General features: G+C 72.9%; 17 protein-coding genes. 10 read left to right on the forward strand and 7 right to left on the reverse strand.

The window, feature by feature from the left end; genetic code table 11:
• Positions 1 to 11: 11 nt before the first annotated feature.
• Both V6U88_RS01985 and guaB read right to left on the reverse strand, forming a co-directional pair.
• Complete coding sequence (locus V6U88_RS01985; protein WP_334449340.1) at positions 12 to 1,130, reverse strand: GuaB3 family IMP dehydrogenase-related protein; 1,119 nt, start codon at positions 1,128 to 1,130, stop codon at positions 12 to 14.
• Between the two features lie 29 nt (positions 1,131 to 1,159).
• Positions 1,160 to 2,722, reverse strand: coding sequence for an IMP dehydrogenase (gene guaB, locus V6U88_RS01990; RefSeq protein WP_334449342.1), 1,563 nt, complete (start codon positions 2,720 to 2,722; stop codon positions 1,160 to 1,162).
• Between the two features lie 198 nt (positions 2,723 to 2,920).
• Between guaB and V6U88_RS01995 the strand changes: the two genes are divergently transcribed.
• Entirely contained in the window at positions 2,921 to 3,331 is a 411-nt protein-coding gene (locus tag V6U88_RS01995) for a DUF5319 domain-containing protein (protein WP_334449344.1), read from the forward strand.
• A 21-nt stretch (positions 3,332 to 3,352) separates the two neighbouring features.
• Here the strand turns inward: V6U88_RS01995 and V6U88_RS02000 are convergent, their stop codons facing one another.
• Positions 3,353 to 4,177, reverse strand: a complete 825-nt coding sequence (locus V6U88_RS02000; protein WP_334449345.1) for a helix-turn-helix transcriptional regulator — start codon at positions 4,175 to 4,177, stop codon at positions 3,353 to 3,355.
• Between the two features lie 254 nt (positions 4,178 to 4,431).
• Here V6U88_RS02000 and V6U88_RS02005 point away from each other — a divergent pair, with 254 nt between their 5' ends.
• Positions 4,432 to 4,815 (forward strand): WhiB family transcriptional regulator, encoded by a 384-nt coding sequence (locus tag V6U88_RS02005; RefSeq protein WP_091290851.1) that lies wholly within the window; start codon positions 4,432 to 4,434, stop codon positions 4,813 to 4,815.
• Positions 4,816 to 4,910: 95 nt separating this feature from the next.
• On the opposite strand, the gene V6U88_RS02010 is transcribed toward V6U88_RS02005, so the two are convergent.
• The 3 genes from V6U88_RS02010 to groES all read right to left on the reverse strand — a co-directional run bounded on the left by V6U88_RS02010 (position 4,911) and on the right by groES (position 8,711).
• Entirely contained in the window at positions 4,911 to 6,551 is a 1,641-nt protein-coding gene (locus V6U88_RS02010) for a molybdopterin-dependent oxidoreductase (RefSeq protein ID WP_334449347.1), read from the reverse strand.
• Positions 6,552 to 6,679: 128 nt separating this feature from the next.
• Complete coding sequence (groL, locus tag V6U88_RS02015) at positions 6,680 to 8,326, reverse strand: chaperonin GroEL (RefSeq protein WP_334449348.1); 1,647 nt, start codon at positions 8,324 to 8,326, stop codon at positions 6,680 to 6,682.
• A 70-nt stretch (positions 8,327 to 8,396) separates the two neighbouring features.
• Positions 8,397 to 8,711, reverse strand: a complete 315-nt coding sequence (gene groES, locus V6U88_RS02020; protein WP_018222648.1) for a co-chaperone GroES — start codon at positions 8,709 to 8,711, stop codon at positions 8,397 to 8,399.
• A gap of 286 nt (positions 8,712 to 8,997) precedes the next feature.
• Here groES and V6U88_RS02025 point away from each other — a divergent pair, with 286 nt between their 5' ends.
• From V6U88_RS02025 to V6U88_RS02060, 8 genes are all read left to right on the forward strand, one after another.
• Positions 8,998 to 10,185: a THUMP-like domain-containing protein gene (locus V6U88_RS02025; protein WP_334449349.1), complete on the forward strand. Its 1,188-nt coding sequence runs from the start codon at positions 8,998 to 9,000 to the stop codon at positions 10,183 to 10,185.
• A gap of 28 nt (positions 10,186 to 10,213) precedes the next feature.
• Entirely contained in the window at positions 10,214 to 10,693 is a 480-nt protein-coding gene (ybaK, locus tag V6U88_RS02030) for a Cys-tRNA(Pro) deacylase (RefSeq protein ID WP_334449350.1), read from the forward strand.
• Between the two features lie 235 nt (positions 10,694 to 10,928).
• Entirely contained in the window at positions 10,929 to 12,026 is a 1,098-nt protein-coding gene (locus V6U88_RS02035) for a sugar ABC transporter substrate-binding protein (RefSeq protein ID WP_334449351.1), read from the forward strand.
• Positions 12,027 to 12,058: 32 nt separating this feature from the next.
• The gene (locus tag V6U88_RS02040) at positions 12,059 to 12,883 is read left to right on the forward strand and encodes an ATP-binding cassette domain-containing protein (RefSeq protein ID WP_334449353.1); all 825 of its coding nucleotides are present in this window, start codon (positions 12,059 to 12,061) and stop codon (positions 12,881 to 12,883) included.
• Positions 12,880 to 14,139, forward strand: coding sequence for a sugar ABC transporter permease (locus tag V6U88_RS02045; RefSeq protein WP_334449355.1), 1,260 nt, complete (start codon positions 12,880 to 12,882; stop codon positions 14,137 to 14,139). The genes V6U88_RS02040 and V6U88_RS02045 overlap by 4 nt, the downstream gene beginning before the upstream one ends.
• Positions 14,140 to 14,158: 19 nt before the next feature.
• On the forward strand, positions 14,159 to 15,340 hold the full coding sequence (locus V6U88_RS02050; protein WP_334449356.1) for an ROK family protein: 1,182 nt from the start codon (positions 14,159 to 14,161) through the stop codon (positions 15,338 to 15,340).
• Between the two features lie 44 nt (positions 15,341 to 15,384).
• The gene (locus tag V6U88_RS02055; RefSeq protein ID WP_334449358.1) at positions 15,385 to 15,681 is read left to right on the forward strand and encodes a DUF1707 SHOCT-like domain-containing protein; all 297 of its coding nucleotides are present in this window, start codon (positions 15,385 to 15,387) and stop codon (positions 15,679 to 15,681) included.
• A 137-nt stretch (positions 15,682 to 15,818) separates the two neighbouring features.
• On the forward strand, positions 15,819 to 16,556 hold the full coding sequence (locus V6U88_RS02060; protein WP_334449359.1) for a DUF4142 domain-containing protein: 738 nt from the start codon (positions 15,819 to 15,821) through the stop codon (positions 16,554 to 16,556).
• A 57-nt stretch (positions 16,557 to 16,613) separates the two neighbouring features.
• Here V6U88_RS02060 and V6U88_RS02065 read toward each other — a convergent pair whose 3' ends face one another.
• Positions 16,614 to 16,868, reverse strand: a complete 255-nt coding sequence (locus tag V6U88_RS02065) for a hypothetical protein (RefSeq protein WP_088964398.1) — start codon at positions 16,866 to 16,868, stop codon at positions 16,614 to 16,616.
• Between the last annotated feature and the right edge of the window lie 5 nt (positions 16,869 to 16,873).

The raw sequence follows: 16,873 nt of genomic DNA on the forward strand, positions 1-16,873 counted from the left end.
ATTTGTCCGGGTCAGCGGTCCAGGACCAGGCCGACCTTCTGGAACTCCTTGAGGTCGCGGTAGCCGCACTTGGCCATGGCGCGGCGCAGCCCGCCGAAGAGGTTGAGCTGGCCGTCCGGCTCGTCGGCCGGGCCGAAGAGCAGCTGCTCCATCGAGCCCAGCGGCTCCCCGGCGACCTCGAACGCGCCGCGCGGCAGCGACGGGTGGCTGGCGGCCGAGTGCCACCAGGCGCCACCGGCCGGCGCCTCCTCGCAGAGCGACAGCGCCTCGCCCAGCATCACCGCGTCCGCACCGCACCCCAGCGCCTTGGCGATGTCGCCGGAGGTCTGGATGTCGCCGTCGGCGATCAGGTGCACGTACCGGCCACCGGTCTCGTCCAGGTAGTCGCGGCGGGCCGCGGCGGCGTCGGCGATCGCGGTGGCCATCGGCACCCGGATGCCCAGCACCGACTCGGTGGTGGACCAGTCGTCGCCGCCGATGCCGACGATCACGCCGGCCGCGCCGGTGCGCATCAGGTGCAGCGCCGTCTTGTAGTCGGTGCAGCCGCCCACCACGACCGGCAGGTCGAGGTCGGCGATGAACTCCTTGAGGTTCAGCGGCTCGTCGGTGGTCGAGACGTGCTCGGCCGAGACGATGGTGCCCTGGATGACCAGGATGTCGACGCCGGCGTCGAGGATCACCGGGGCCAGCGCCAGGGTGTGCTGCGGGGAGACCCGGACGGCCACCGTGCCGCCGCCGGCGCGCAGCTCGCGCACCCGCTCGGCGATCAGGTCGGGGCGGATCGGCTCGGCGTAGACCTCCTGGAGCCGCTTGGTCGCCCGGGCGTCCTCGCCGAGACCGGCCAGCTCCTCCAGGACCTTGGTCGGGTTCTCGTACCGGGTCCAGAGGCCCTCGACGTTGAGTACGCCGAGCCCGCCGAGCTGGCCGAGCCGCACCGCGGTGGCCGGGCTCATCGTGGCGTCCGACGGGTGCCCGACGCAGGGGATGCCGAACTGGTACGCGTCGAGCTGCCAGCCGGTGGAGACGTCGTCGACGTCCCGGGTCCGGCGGCTCGGCACGATGGCGATGTCGTCCAGGTGGTAGCCGCGCTGCGCGGTCTTGCCCAGCCCGATCTCGACCACGTCACGCATGGGGGACTCCAGGTGGTTGGGGGTGATGGTCAGCGGGAGTGGTAGTTGGGCGCCTCGACGGTCATCTGGATGTCGTGCGGGTGGCTCTCCTTGAGCCCCGCCGCCGTGATCCGGATGAGCTGGCCGCGGCGGTGCAGCTCGGGGATGCTCTCCGCGCCGACGTACCCCATCGCGGCGCGCAGCCCACCGATGAGCTGGTGGGCGACCGCGGAGAGCGGCCCCCGGTAGGGCACCTGGCCCTCGACGCCCTCGGGGACGAGCTTGTCCTCGGCAAGCACGTCCTGCTGGAAGTAGCGGTCCTTGGAGTAGGACTTGCCCTGGCCGCGGGACTGCATCGCGCCGAGCGAGCCCATCCCCCGGTACGCCTTGTACTGCTTGCCGTTGATGAAGATCAGCTCGCCGGGGCTCTCCTCGCAGCCGGCCAGCAGGCTGCCGAGCATCACCGTGTCGGCGCCGGCGACCAGGGCCTTGGCGATGTCGCCGGAGTACTGGATGCCGCCGTCGCCGATCACCGGGACGCCCGCCGGCCGCGCGGCCCGCGCGGCCTCCATGATCGCGGTGATCTGCGGTACGCCCACTCCGGCGACGATCCGGGTGGTGCAGATCGCGCCCGGGCCGACCCCCACCTTGACGCCGTCGGCGCCCGCGTCGACCAGCGCCTTCGCCCCGGCGTACGTGGCGACGTTGCCGCCGACGATGTCGATGGTGACGTCCTTCTTGAGCTGACGCACCATGTCCAGCACGGCCCGCTGGTGGCCGTGCGCGGTGTCCACGATGATCACGTCGACGCCGGCGTCCACCAGCGTGCGGGCCCGCTTGTACGCGTCGTCGCCCACGCCAACGGCCGCGGCGACCCGGAGCCGGCCGGCGTCGTCCTTGGTGGCGTTCGGGTACTGCTCGCTCTTGGTGAAGTCCTTGACCGTGATCAGCCCGCGCAGCCGGCCGGACCCGTCGACGATCGGCAGCTTCTCCACCTTGTGCCGGCGGAGCAGGTCGAGGGCCTCGTCCTTGCTCACCCCGACCGGCGCGGTGATCAGCGGGGTGCGGGTCATGATCTCGTGGACCGGGGTCTCCGGGGCGGAGACGAACCGCATGTCCCGGTTGGTGACGATGCCGACCAGCTGCCCGTCGCCGTCGACCACCGGCACGCCGGAGATGCGGTAACGGCCGCAGAGCTCGTCGACCTCGCGGAGGGTGTCGTCGGGGCTGGCCGTGACGGGGTTGGTGATCATGCCGGACTCGGAGCGCTTCACCAGGTCGACCTGGAGCGCCTGGTCCTCCAGGGAGAGGTTGCGGTGCAGCACGCCGATGCCGCCCTGGCGGGCCATCGCGATCGCCATCCGCGCCTCGGTGACCGTGTCCATCGCGCTGGAGAGCAGCGGCACGGTCAGCTCGACGTTGCGGGTGAGCCGGGTGCGGGTGTTGACCCGGCTGGGCACCACGTCCGACTCGCCCGGCTGGAGCAGCACGTCGTCGAAGGTCAGGCCGAGCGGCACGACCCGCGCCGAGCCGGCCGGCAGCTCCGGCAGGTGACCACCCCGCTCGCCGCTGTCGGCGCCGCCAGGAAGATCAGTGCTGGGCGAATTCTCCACGATTGCTCTCCTGAGCTGCTCGGACGGGCTTCAGCGAGGGTGGCGCGCGCGGGCACCGGCGCACGCCGGAGTGACGGCGCGTCGTTTCATCGTACCCATTGAGCTGGGCCGCCCCCGGTGGTGCCGCCGCGGGTCGGCGGCGCCACAGGGGCTCCCCGGGGGGACGCGTCCGGCGGGCGTTGGGACTACGGTGAGGGGGTGCACGACGAGCCCATCGACCCGTTCAACGGCGACCCGGCCGATCCGGCTGCTGGCCTGCACGATCCGCGTGAGGACGATCCGCTCGACCCGCTGACCGAGGTCGAGCGCCAGGACGTGCTGGAGGACCTGGCCGACCTGGAGATCTACCAGGCCCTGCTGGCGCCGATCGGGGTGCGCGGGCTGGTGATCGAGTGCGAGGACTGCCGGGAGCCGCACTACTTCGACTGGGACCTGCTCCGGGGCAACCTGCGCCACCTGCTCAGCTCCGGCCGCCCGCGGGTGCACGAGCCGGCCTACGACCCCGACCCGGACCACTACGTCACCTGGGACTACGCGCGCGGCTACGCCGACGGGGTGCACGACACCCTGACCGAGGCCGCCGAGGAGGAGTCCCCCTCCGACGACTGAGCCCGACCGGGAGCGGCCGGCTCAGGCGACCAGGCCGGCGCGGAAGCCGGCGGCCACCGCGTGCGCCCGGTCCCGGGCGCCGAGCTTGCGGAACAGCCGGCGGGCGTGCGTCTTGACGGTGTCCTCCGAGACGAACAGCTCCCGCCCGATCTCGGCGTTGCTCTTCCCCTCGGCCATCCCGAGCAGCACCTGCAGCTCCCGCTCGGTCAGCCCGACGGCGCCGCGCCCGCCCCGGGCGCCGGCCGCGCCGCGTCGGCCCGGCTGCGCGGGTGCCTCCGGCTCCGCGGCGTCCGCCTCGGCCTCGTCGTCGCCGCGCTGCACCGGCACCACCGACGGCGGGCCGCCGGGCCCCTCGGCCGGTCCGGCGGACCAGGCCGGGCCCGACTTGCCCGGGGTACGTCCGGCCGAGGGCCGGGGCGGCGCGCCGACCGCGGCGGTGTCCCGGGCCGGGTCGGTGACCCGGTGCCGGGTCGTCCGGCCGGGGGCGGAGAGCAGCAGCAGCGCCTTGGCCACCGCGCTGGTCAGGTCGTGGTCGGTGCCCTGGATCAGCCCCCGGGCGCCGGCGTTGATCGTCGCCGCGGCGGCCTCGGACTCCTCGGCGCCGAGCAGCAGCACGGCGGCCTGCGGCGCGCGGGCCAGCACCCGGCGGACGAAGCCGGCGCTGTCCGGCCGGGTGAGCGCGGTGTCGGCCAGCACGACGTCGACCGGGCGCTCGGCGAGCCGCAGCATCACCTCGGGATCGGAGACGGCGGTCCGCACGACCGCGGCCAGGCCGAGCCGGGCGGCCGCCGAGGTCAACTGCTGCGCGGCGAGTGGTGTCCGGACGCAGACGAGAACGGTACGCACGGTGGTCTCCTCTCCGCAGAGAGCAGACCATGGCGGGCTGGGCCGGGGTGGGGGTTCCCCGCAATCCTCCTAACTTTTCCGACATCTAGGGCATATGCCGCCAGTTGTCCGAGGTTTTCGATCACAGAAGTGTGAGTCGGGGAAAGGTCGGGTACCGAGACGCCAGGCCGGAAACGGTGCGCCTGCGCGGACCGCCGCCCGGACGCCGGATGCGAACGAGACCTCCGCGGTGCCGCGCGGGAGGAGGGGTGCTGATGTCGAACGTACGTAGACTGCCCGGACCCATCGTCGACCTGTGGGACTGGCAGCGGCTCGGTGCCTGCCGAGGGCGGGACAGTGCACAGTTCTTCCACCCGGACGGCGAGCGCGGCTCCTCCCGGCTGCGCCGGGAGTCCGGCGCCAAGGCCGTCTGCCGGGCCTGCCCGGTCCGGGCCGAGTGCGCCGCGCACGCCCTGTCCGTCCGGGAGCCGTACGGCGTCTGGGGCGGCTTCAGCGAGTCCGAGCGACTGCGCCTGCTGGCCCTCGGCTGGGAGGACCTGGCCGACCGCAGGCAGACCCGGGTGGACATCGCCCGGCTGGAGGCCCGCCTGGGCCGCCCCCACAAGTCCGCCGTACCGGACCAGCGCAAGATCGCCTGACCCGGCCGAGAGACCCCGACCGACGCCGCGCTCCGCGACCTGGAGCGCGGCGTCGGCGCGTTCCGGCCTGCGGGCCTGGCCGCGCGGCCTCGCGGTCAGCGGACGGTGACGCGCACCGTGTGCCAGCCGGTCGCGCCGTCGGGCTCGACCGGCTGCTCCCGCCCGGTCTGCGGCTCGCCCGTGGCGTCGGTCGCCCGTACCTGGAGGGTGTGCTCGCCCGGGGTGGCGTCCCAGCGCCAGGACCACTGCACCCAGGTGTCCACCGACACCGTCGGGGCGAGCGTCGCCTCCCGCCACGGGCCACCGTCGACGCGTACCTCCACCCGGCTGATCCCCCGGTGCTGGGCCCAGGCGACCCCGGCCACCATCACCGGTCCGGCGGTGAGCCGGTTACGCGGGCGGGGCGTGTCGATGCGGGACTGCGTCTTCACCGGTCCCTGCGCCGACCAGCCCCGCGGCACCCAGTACGCGTCGAAGTCGGCGAAGCTGGTCAGCTCCAGCTCGGTCACCCACTTGCAGGCGGAGACGTAGCCGTAGAGGCCCGGCACCACCATCCGGGCCGGGAAGCCGTGCTCCACCGGCAGCGGCTCGCCGTTCATCCCGACCGCCAGCAGCGCGTCCCGCCCGTCCCGCAGCACGGCCGTCGGGGTGCCGCAGGTCCAGCCGTCGACCGAGCGGCCCACCACCTGGTCGGCACCCTCCTCCGGGTCCGCCTCGTCCAGCAGCTCCCGGATGGGTACGCCGAGCCACCGGGCGTTGCCGATCAGGTCCCCGCCCACCTCGTTGGAGACGCAGGCCAGGGTCACGTACCGCTCCACCATCGGCCGGGCGAGCAGGTCGGCGTGGCTCAGCTCGATCGGGTTGCGCACCCGCCCGTGGATGCGCAGCCGCCACGTCTCCGGGTCCACCTGCGGCACCACCAGCGCGGTGTCGATCCGGTAGAACCCGCTGGTCGGGGTGACGTAGGGGGCGAGCTGCGCCAGCGACAGATCGGCACCGGCCGGTACCGCGGGCGCCGCCGCCGACGGGGCGGGCAGCGTGACCGCCTCCCGGGCCGCCGAAACGCCCCGGCGGCCGGCGAGCCAGTGCCCGCCCAGCCCGGCCACGGCGGCCGCACCGGCCAGCGCACCCACCCCGCGCAGGAACCGACGCCGCGACTCCGGGTCGCTGCTCTCCAACGGCTCCCATCCGGCCGGCGGACCGGTCACCGACGCCGGGCCGGCGCTCTCCGGGCCGGGCGCGGGCGCGGCCGGCGGTGTCGGGCCGGGCAGGGGCGTCGGCGGGGTCCAGGGCCACGGCTCGACCTGCAACGGGCCGGCCAGGAAGGCCCAGAGCACCAGCCCGCCCAGCCCCGCGCCGACCAGCGAGGGCAGCGCGTCGGCGGCGTCCGCGCCGGCCCGGGTCAGGGCGGCGGCCACGCCGAGGGCGGCGAAGGCCGCGATGCCGGTCAGGCCGATCCACAGCCGGCGGATCGACCACAGCCCGAGCAGCGCGGCGAACGCGGCGAGCAGCAGCGCCGTCCCGATCAGCAGGGCGATCTTGTCGTACGTGCCGAACAGGTCGATCGCGAACTGCGTCAACGGCTCGGGTGCGACGTCCACGACCAGCCCACCGACCGCGATCAGCGGGGCGGACCGGGAGCCGGTGAGGACCGCGACCGGCTCGGCGGCGCCGATGGCCACGGCGGCGGCCGTGATCCCGGCGAGCGCGGCGAGGCCGCGGGGCGTGCTGCTCATCGGCCCAGTGTTGTCGACCGACCGGACCGACCGCCAACCACGTCAGCGTTCCGTAATGCCCGCCGCAGAACGCGTCAGGGCGCACCGTCTCCGGAGACGGTGCGCCCTGATTCGGCGTATGCCGTGGGTCAGAAACCCGGGCCGTGCTGGTGGCCGTGACCGTGGCCGTGGCCGTGCCCACCGGCGGCGGCCGGCTCGGCCTTCTCCGGCTTCTCCACCACGAGGCTCTCGGTGGTGAGCAGCAGGCCGGCGATCGACGCGGCGTTGGTGACCGCGTTGCGGGTCACCTTCACCGGGTCGATGATGCCGGACTTCACCAGGTCGACGTACTGGCCGGTGGCGGCGTCGAGGCCGTTGCCCCACTCCTTGCCGGCGACCTTCTGCACCACGACGTAGCCGTCGTGGCCCGCGTTCTGGGCGATCCAGCGCAGCGGCTCGACCAGCGCCTTGCGGACGATCGAGACACCGGTCTTCTCGTCGCCGGTCAGGCCCAGGTCGTCGGCGAGCACCGGCAGGATCTGCGCCAGCGCGGCGCCACCGCCGGGCACCGTGCCCTCCTCGACGGCGGCCTTGGTCGCGGCGATGGCGTCCTCGATGCGGTGCTTGCGCTCCTTCATCTCGACCTCGGTCGCCGCGCCCACCTTGATGACCGCGATGCCACCGGAGAGCTTCGCCAGCCGCTCGGCCAGCTTCTCCCGGTCCCACTCGGAGTCCGAGGCCTCGATCTCCTTGCGGATCTGCGCGACCCGGTCGGCGACCTCGGAGGACTGCCCGCCACCGTCGACGACGGTGGTGTTCTCCTTGTCGACCACGACGCGCCGGGCGGTGCCGAGCACCTCCAGGCCGACCTGGTCGAGCTTGTAGCCCAGCTCCGGGGCGACCAGCTCGGCGCCGGTCAGGATCGCCATGTCCTGGAGCATCGCCTTGCGACGGTCGCCGAAGCCGGGGGCCTTCACCGCGCAGACCTTGAGGGTCTTGCGGATCGAGTTGACCACCAGGGTCGACAGCGCCTGGCCCTCGACGTCCTCGGCGATGATCAGCAGCGGCTTGCTGTTCTGGAGGACCTTCTCCAGCAGCGGCAGCAGCTCCTCGATCGCCGAGATCTTCTGCGTGGTGATGAGGATGTACGGGTCCTCCAGGACCGACTCCTGCGACTCCACGTCGGTGACGAAGTTCGGCGAGATGAAGCCCTTGTCGAACTGCAGGCCCTCGGTCACCTCCAGCTCGGTGGTGAGCGCGGAGCCCTCCTCGACGGTGATGACACCGTCGCGGCCGACCCTCTCCATCGCCTCGGCGATCAGCTCGCCGATGGTGGCGTCCTGCGCGGAGATCGTCGCGACGTTCGCGACCGACTCCTTGCTGGAGACCTCGACGGCCCGGTCGAGCAGCGCCTCGGAGACCTTGGCGGCCGCCGCGTCGATGCCCCGCTTGAGACCGGACGGGTTGGCCCCGGCGGTCACGTTGCGCAGGCCCTCGCGGACCATGGCCTGGGCCAGCACGGTCGCGGTGGTGGTCCCGTCGCCGGCGACGTCGTTGGTCTTGGTCGCCACCTCCTTGACCAGCTGCGCGCCGAGGTTCTCGTAGGGGTTGGTGAGCTCGATCTCCTTGGCGATGGTCACGCCGTCGTTGGTGATCGTGGGCGCACCGAATTTCTTGTCCAGGACGACGTTGCGCCCGCGCGGGCCGAGGGTGACCTTGACCGCGTCCGCGAGGGCGTTGACACCGTGCTCCAGCAGGTGCCGGGCGTCGTCCGAGAAGCTCAGGATCTTCGCCATGAATGTCCCTTCGAAGCGCCGCTGCCCCGGCCCGGCGAGCCGGACCGGGGCAACGACACTGATCGGTTGCTTACTTCTCGATGACCGCGAGGACGTCGCGGGCGGAGAGCACCAGGTACTCCTCGCCGGCGTACTTGACCTCGGTGCCGCCGTACTTCGAGTAGAGGACGGTGTCGCCGACCTTGACGTCGATCGGCACGCGGTTGCCCTTGTCGTCGATCCGGCCCGGGCCGACAGCGAGGACGGTGCCCTCCTGCGGCTTCTCCTTGGCGGTGTCGGGAATCACGATGCCCGACGCCGTGGTGGTCTCAGCCTCGTTCGCCTGGACCACGATGCGGTCCTCGAGCGGCTTGATCGCAACCTTGGTCGCGGTAGTCACGGGCATACCCTCCTGGGGTACTGGTTTCGTTGCCGGTCGGTCGAGCCGACCAGCGTCAATCTGCCACATGCCACCGGGCGGGGCCGTCGTCGCGGGTGCCGGTCCGCCTGGCGTTCAGCGCCCACGCCGGGTGGCCCGGGAGCTGGCACCCTCGGGGTGAGAGTGCTAATCGCAGGTTATTCCTCGGCTAGCACTCCGTCAAGGAGAGTGCCAGCGCGGCGCGTCCGGACGGCCCCGATCGACACGGGAGGGGCAGGGCGGACGGCGCGGGGCGGGTCGGGAGAATGGGCGCGTGGACATCGACCAGCTCGCCGCGCTGCGTACCCCCGAGGGGTCGGCCGCGCTCGCCGCGGCGGCCGAGCTGGCCGGCGGCGACCCGCTGGCCTCGGCCGCCGCGCTGCGCGCCGCCGGGGTGCCGGCCGGGCTGGCCGCCGCCGCGCTGACCCAGGCCGAGCTGCGCCGCCGGGCGGTGGGCAAGTTCGGGCCGGAGGCCGCCGGGATGTTCTTCACCCGGGCCGGGCTGGAGCAGGCCACCCGCCGGCCCGTCGCGGACCGGCGCGCCGCGCGGCTGCGCGCCGCCGGCGTGCGCACCCTCGCCGACCTCGGGTGCGGCCTCGGCGCCGACGCGCTGGCCGCCGCCCGGGCCGGCATCCGGGTGTACGGGGTGGAGGCCGACCCGGTGACCGCCGCGATGGCCGCCGCGAACGCCGAGGCGGCCGGGCTGGCCGGGCAGTTCACGGTGGAGTGCGGCGACGCGACGGCGTTCGACGTGACCCGGGTCGACGGGGTGTTCTGCGACCCGGCGCGACGCCGGGCGGGCACCGGCCGGCGGATCTTCGACCCGAACTCCTACTCCCCGCCCTGGGACTTCGTCACCCGGCTGGCCGAGCGGGTGCCGTACACGGTGGTGAAGGTGGCCCCCGGCATCGACCACGCGCTGATCCCGGCCGGGGCCGAGGCGGAGTGGGTGAGCGCGGACGGGGACCTGGTCGAGGCGGCGCTCTGGTGCGGCCGGCTCGCCGAGGTGCCCCGCCGGGCCACCGTGCTGCGCGGCGACGTCGCGCACCGGCTCACCGGGTCGGGCGCGGCCGAGGCGGTGGTCGGCCCGACCCGCCGCTTCCTGTACGACCCGGACCCGGCCGTGGTCCGCGCGCACCTGGTCGCCGAACTGGCCGACGCGCTCGGCGCCACGATCGCCGACCCGAGCATCGCCTACCTGTACGCGGACACCCCGACCGCCACCCCGTTCGCCCGCTGCCTGGAGGTCACCGACGTGCTGCCGTTCTCGCTCAAGCGGCTGCGCGCGCTGCTGCGGGAGCGCCGGGTCGGCCGGGTCGAGATCCTCAAGCGCGGCTCGGCGCTGGAGCCGGAGAAGCTACGCCGCGACCTGAGGCTGGCCGGCGACGCGGCGGCGAGCCTGGTGCTCACCCGGGTCGCGGCGGCGCCGACGGTGCTCCTCTGCCGGCCCGTCGCGAACTGACGCCGTCCGCCGGGTTAGCGTGACCGGCATGGCGGGACAGGGCACTCCGGCGACGGCGCTGCTGACCAAGCGGAAGATCCGGCACAGCACCCATCCGTACGAGGTCTCCCCCGACGCGCCGAACTACGGTGCCCTGGTCGCCGAGGCGCTCGGGGTGCCGCCGCAGCGGGTGTTCAAGTCGCTGGTCACCGAGGTGGACGGGGCGCTGACGGTGGCCGTCGTCCCGGTCACCGGCGAACTGGACCTCAAGGCGCTCGCCGCGGCCGTCGGCGGCAAGCGCGCGACGATGGCCGATCGGGCGGCCGCCGAGCGGGCCACCGGTTACGTCCGGGGTGGCATCAGCCCGCTCGGCCAGCGCAAGCGGCTGCCGACGGTGCTGGACTCCTCGGCGCTGGCGTACGACACCGTCTACGTCTCGGCCGGCCGTCGTGGCCTCCAGCTCCAGCTGGCCCCGGCCGATCTGGTCGCGCTGACCGACGCCACCACCGCTCCCCTCGCCGCGCACTGATCAGTTTCAGCCGACACAGCGCGACCGCAGGAAACAGTTTCCCGCCGCCGGACCGAGCGGTCCGCGGAGCGGATCCGACCGGGGGCGATTTCCCCATTTTCCCGCGTTACGGGATCGTTACGGCCGTCCGACACACTCGTGAGCTCGGCAGTCTTGCGCCGCCGCCAGGGTGGCAATACGTTGCCGCTCACAACAAACCAGCGGTCATCCCCCACCCCCGAAAGGACCCGTGCAGATGCGCAAGGGCCTCCTCGCACTCACCGTCGTCGGCCTGCTGGCCGGCAGCGGCGTGACCGGCTGCGGCGACCAGCTCACCAGCGACAGCGCGTCCGGTGGTGCCAGGAAGCCGAAGATCGGCGTGATCCTGCCCGACAGCAGGACCTCCGCCCGCTGGGAGGGCGCGGACCGCAGGTTCCTGGAGGAGGCGTTCGATGCCGCGGGAATCGACTCCGACATCCAGAACGCGCAGGGGGACAAGTCCCAGTTCTCCAACATCGCGGAACAGATGATCACCAATGGCGCAACGGTTCTGATGATCGTCAATCTCGATTCCGGCACCGGCAAGGCGGTGCTGGAGAAGGCGCGGTCCCAGGGCATCGCCACCATCGACTACGACCGGCTCACCCTCGGCGGCTCCGCGGAGTACTACGTCAGCTTCGACAACGAGGCGGTGGGCAAGCTCCAGGGCCAGGGCCTGGCCAAGTGCCTGGCCGAGCAGGGCCGCAGGAAGCCGGTCGTCGCCTTCCTCAACGGTTCACCGACCGACAACAACGCCACCCTGTTCAAGAGCGGCGCAGACTCGGTCCTCAAGCCCCGGTTCGACGCCGGGGAGTTCACCAAGGGCCCGGACCAGTGGGTGCCGGACTGGAACAACGCCCAGGCCGGAGTCATCTTCGAACAGATGCTCACCCAGACCGAGGGCCGGATCGACGGCGTCCTCGCGGCCAACGACGGCCTCGGCAACGCGGCCATCTCGGTGCTCAAGAAGAACAAGCTCAACGGCAGGATCCCGGTGACCGGCCAGGACGCCACCGCCCAGGGACTGCGGAACATCCTCGCCGGCGACCAGTGCATGACGGTCTACAAGGCGATCAAGGAGGAGGCGAAGGCCGCCTCCGACCTGGCCATCGCGCTCGCCAACGGGGAACGCAAGGAGACCGGCCAGACGGTCCGGGACCCGGAGAGCGGCCGGGCCGTGGACGCCATCCTGCTCACCCCCAAGGCCATCTACGCCGACGACGTCAAGGATGTGATCGCCGACGGCTTCGTTACCAAGGACGAGGTCTGCTCCGGGGGATACGCCAAGCTCTGCGCCGCCGCCGGCGTCAACTGACGGCACCCTGCCGACGCGCAAAGGAGAACCCCGTGTCCACGACCCCCCTGCTGGAAGTGAGCGGGATCGACAAGAGCTTCGGTCCCGTGCAGGTCCTGCGCGACGTCGCCCTCTCCGTGTACCCGGGCGAGGTGACCGCACTGGTCGGCGACAACGGCGCCGGAAAGTCCACCCTGGTCAAGTGCATCAGCGGCATCCACCCGACGGACGCCGGCGAGTTCCTCTTCGAGGGCCGCCCGGTCACCATCAGCAGTCCCCGGGACGCCGCCGCGCTCGGCATCGACGTCGTCTACCAGGACCTCGCGCTCTGCGACAACCTCGACATCGTGCAGAACATGTTCCTGGGGCGCGAGAAGCGCCGCGGGATCGCGCTCGACGAACCCACCATGGAGCAGATGGCCGCCGAGACGCTCGCCGGGCTGGGCGTACGCAACCTCAAGTCGCTGCGCCAGCACATCTCCAGCCTCTCCGGCGGCCAGCGGCAGACCGTCGCCATCGCCAAGGCGGTGCTCTGGAACAGCCGGCTGGTCATCCTCGACGAGCCGACCGCCGCGCTCGGCCTCGCGCAGACCGCCCAGGTCCTCGAGATAGTCCGCCGGCTGGCGGACAACGGCCTGGCCGTGGTGCTCATCTCGCACAACATGAACGACGTCTTCGCCATCTCCGACCGGATCGCCGCGCTCTACCTCGGCCAGATGGTCGCCCAGGTGAAGACCACCGACATCACCCACTCGCAGGTCGTCGAGCTGATCACCACCGGCCGCTCCCGCCACCTCGGCCTGGGCGCCGAGCCGGACGCGGCCGGCACGCGCGACGGCAGCGAATCGGCCCACCTGACCCCGGGAGCAGTCCGATGACCACCACCCTCCTGCCGCGGGACGGGCTCACCACCGGCACTCGGACGCCGACCGTCGGCGACCACGTCCGCGACTACCTCGCCCGGGTACGCGGGGGCGACCTCGGTTCCCTGCCGGCCGTCCTCGGCCTCACCGTGCTCTGCCTGGCCTTCGCGACCGTCCGGCCGGTCTTCTTCTCGGCAGCGAACTTCGCCAACCTGTTCACCCAGGGCGCCGCGGTCACCGTGATCGCGATGGGCCTGATCTTCGTCCTGCTGCTCGGCGAGATCGACCTCTCCGCCGGTTTCGCCAGCGGCGTCTGCGCCACCGTGCTGGCCAACGTGGTCAGCGTGCTCGGCTACCCCTGGTACGTGGCGGTCCTCGCCGCGATCGCCACCGGGGTCCTCATCGGTCTGACCATAGGCGTCCTGGTGGCCAAGGTCGGCATCCCGTCCTTCCTGGTCAGCCTGGCCGGCTTCCTCGCCTTCCAGGGCATCGTGCTGCTCCTGATGAAGGAGGGCACCAACATCTCGATCGACGACAAGGTGATCATCGCGATCGAGAACAACTTCGTGCCGCCCGCGATCGGGTGGCTGCTGGCCGCCGTCGCCGTCACCGGGTACGGCGTGGTGCAGTTCCTCCGGCACCGCAACCGGGCCAGCCGGGGGCTGGTCACCGAACCGGTCGCCGTGGTGGCCGCCCGCGTCGCCGGGCTGGCCCTGCTGCTCGGCTCCGCCGTCCACGTCCTCAACCAGGAACGCAGCATCAACACGGCGATCAGCTCCACCCGGGGGATGCCCATCGTCGTGCCGCTGATCGGGGCCCTGCTGGTCTTCTGGACGTTCGTGCTCAACCGCACCGCGTACGGCCGGCACCTCTACGCGGTGGGCGGCAACGCGGAGGCCGCCCGGCGGGCGGGCATCAACGTGGACCGGCTGAAGATCTCCGCCTTCGTCATCTGCTCCAGCATGGCGGCCATCGGCGGCATCATCGCCGCCAGCAAGGACCGGTCGGTCGACCCGAACACCGGCGGCAGCAACGTCCTGCTCTACGCCGTCGGCGCGGCGGTCATCGGCGGCACCAGCCTCTTCGGCGGCAAGGGGCGGATGATCCACGCGGTACTCGGCGGCGCGGTGGTGGCTGTCATCATCAATGGCATGGGCCTGCTGGACCTCAGCTCCGGCCTGAAGTACACCTCGACCGGACTGGTGCTGCTGCTGGCCGCGGGCGTCGACGCACTGTCGCGTCGCCGTTCCGTCACCACCGGTACGCGCTGACCACGGAGTACCAGGAACGATGCGGGTAGGACCGAGCCAGGACGAGATCCGGCGGCAGAACCTCGGGGCGCTGCTGCGGCACGTGCACGTCCACGGTGCGACCTCCCGCGCGGAACTCACCACCACCCTCGGGCTCAACCGCAGCACCATCGGCGCGCTCACCGCCGACCTGGCCGGCGCCGGGCTGGTCAGCGAGGGCACGCCGAAGGAGACCGGCCGCGCCGGCCGCCCCTCCCTGGTCGTCCGGCCCGAGTCGGCCCGGGTCTACGCGTACGCGTACAGCATCGAGGTGGACCGGCTGCGGGCCGCGCGGGTCGGTCTCGGCGGTGCGGTGCTCGACCGCCGGGACCTGGACCGGCCGCGCGGCCTGGACGCCGGGGAGACCGCGCCGCTGCTGGCCGGTGCGCTCAAGGAGATGCACCAGCACGTGCCGCCCGGCTCGCACTGCGTCGGCGCCGGGGTGGCGGTCTGCGGCATGGTCCGCCGGGACGACGGGCTGGTCCGGCTCGGCCCCGCCACCGGCTGGGTGGACGAACCGATCGGCGCGGCGCTCGCCGCCGACCTGGGCATCGACGTACCCGTCACGGTGGGCAACGTGGCGGACATGGCCGCCTTCGCCGAGCATGCCCGGGGTGTCGCCGCCAACTGCGACAACGTCATCTACCTGTACGGAGACGTCGGCGTCGGTGCCGGCATCATCGCCGGCGGTCGGCGGCTCACCGGCCACGGCGGGTACGGCGGCGAGGTCGGACACATGGTGGTGGTCCGCGACGGCGCCCCCTGCGAGTGCGGATCCCGGGGCTGCTGGGAGACCGAGATCGGCGAGCACGGGCTGCTCCGGGCGGCCGGCCGCTCCGACGCCCGGGGCCGGGACGCGCTGCTGGCCGTCTTCGACGCCGCCGCCCGCGGTGACGCCCGGGCCCAGACGGCGGTCCGCCGGGCCGGTGACTGGCTCGGCTTCGGGGTGGCGAACCTGGTCAACATCTTCAACCCGGAGATGGTCATCTTCGGCGGCACCATGCGCGACCTCTACCTGGCCGCCGCCGCCCAGGTCCGCAGCCGGCTCAACTCGATGGGGCTGCCCGCCTGCCTGGAGCACGTCCGGCTGCGCACCCCCAAGCTCGGCGAGGACGCGGCGCTGATCGGCGCGGCGGAGCTGGCCTTCGAACGGCTCCTCGCCGACCCGCTCGACGCCGGCTGACCGGCGGCTCCCGCCGGCGCCCCGCCCTGCGTACCCTGTCGCACGTGGACGTCCAGCTGCGCGCCTCCGACGACGACCGGCACCGGGTGGTCGCCGACCTGCAACGGCACACCGCCGCGGGGCGGCTCACCCTGGACGAGTTCTCCGACCGGGTCGCCGCTGTGTGGACGGCGCGCACGCTGGGTGAGCTGGCGGGCCTGACCCGTGACCTGCCCGCGTCGCCCGCGCCGGCTCCGGCGGACGACACCCCGGGGCACGGACGGCGGGAGCTGCTGGTGCTCTTCGCGGTCGCCGCGGCCACCCTGCTGCTGCTCGGGGTCTTCATGGCACTGTCCCGCTGACGGGCACCGGCGCTGAGTTGTCGCTCAGCAGCGATGAACTTATCGGGTCGGTGATCCGTACCAGTGGACGCACGGGCAGCCGGTGGGTGCGCTGCCCGGCGTGACACGTACGGCCCGGACCGAGGAGGCACCGCAGGATGGCACCGCTGGAATCCGCACGTCGTCGGCCAGGGCACCGGACCCACCGGGTGGCGGTGCTGCTCATCGCGCTGGTGGCGGGGCTCGGCCTGCTGCCCGGTGCGGCCGTGGCCGCACCGGGCAACCAGATCAACGCCGCCGACATGACACTGCTCAACGGGGTACGGCTGGCCGGTCTCTGGGAGATGCCGGCCGGGCAGATGGCCGCCGAGAAGGGCGTGTCCCCCCGGGTCCGCGAGATCGGCGCCGAGATCGCCCGCCAGCACGGGGTGCTCGACCAGCTGGTGGTCGACGCCGCCAACAGGCTGGGCACCACCCTGCCGACGGATCCCACCTCCGAGCAGAAGGGGTGGCTGACCGAGATGCAGGAGGCGAACGGCAACCAGTTCGACCAGATCTTCGTCACCCGGCTGCGGGTGGCGCACGGCAAGATCTTCCCGGTGATCGGCGCGGTCCGGGCCAGCACCCGGGACGCCACCGTCCGCAAGCTCGCCGACGAGGCCAACAAGTTCGTCACCGACCACATGTCGATGCTGGAGAGCACCGGGCTGGTCCGCTGGCAGCAGATGCCGCCGGCCGCGCTGCCGCCCGCCCAGAGCGACTCGCTGATCGCCGCCGCCAAGGCCGGCGCCCCCGCCCCGTCGGTCGGGGTCAGCACCACCATCGTCTGGGCGGTCTTCCTGCTCGCCCTCGGCGTCGGCGGCGTCTCCACCTGGCGCATCCTGCGCCGCAGCTGACAGCGGACCGCCGACGGCGGCCGGGTTCCGTCGGGACCCGGCCGCCGTCGGCGTTGGTCAGCGGTCGACCTGGGTGAAGTCCCAGGAGTGCGGGGGCCGGGCGACCAGCATGGCCGGCGGCTCGGGCAGCGGTTGGGGGTTGCTCCGCCACTTGGAGATGACCACCACCCGGTGGTCGGTGGAGGAGAAGACCTCACTGGACAGGTGCAGCGGGTCGTGTTCCAGCTCGGGCAGGGCGGTGTCGCACACCCAGGTGATCAGGTCGGCGAAGCCGTACGGCTCCGCCCGCGCCTCCCACATCCGCACGATCATGTCGG

The organism is Micromonospora sp. CPCC 205739 (genome assembly GCF_036906795.1).
GTDB lineage: Bacteria > Actinomycetota > Actinomycetes > Mycobacteriales > Micromonosporaceae > Micromonospora.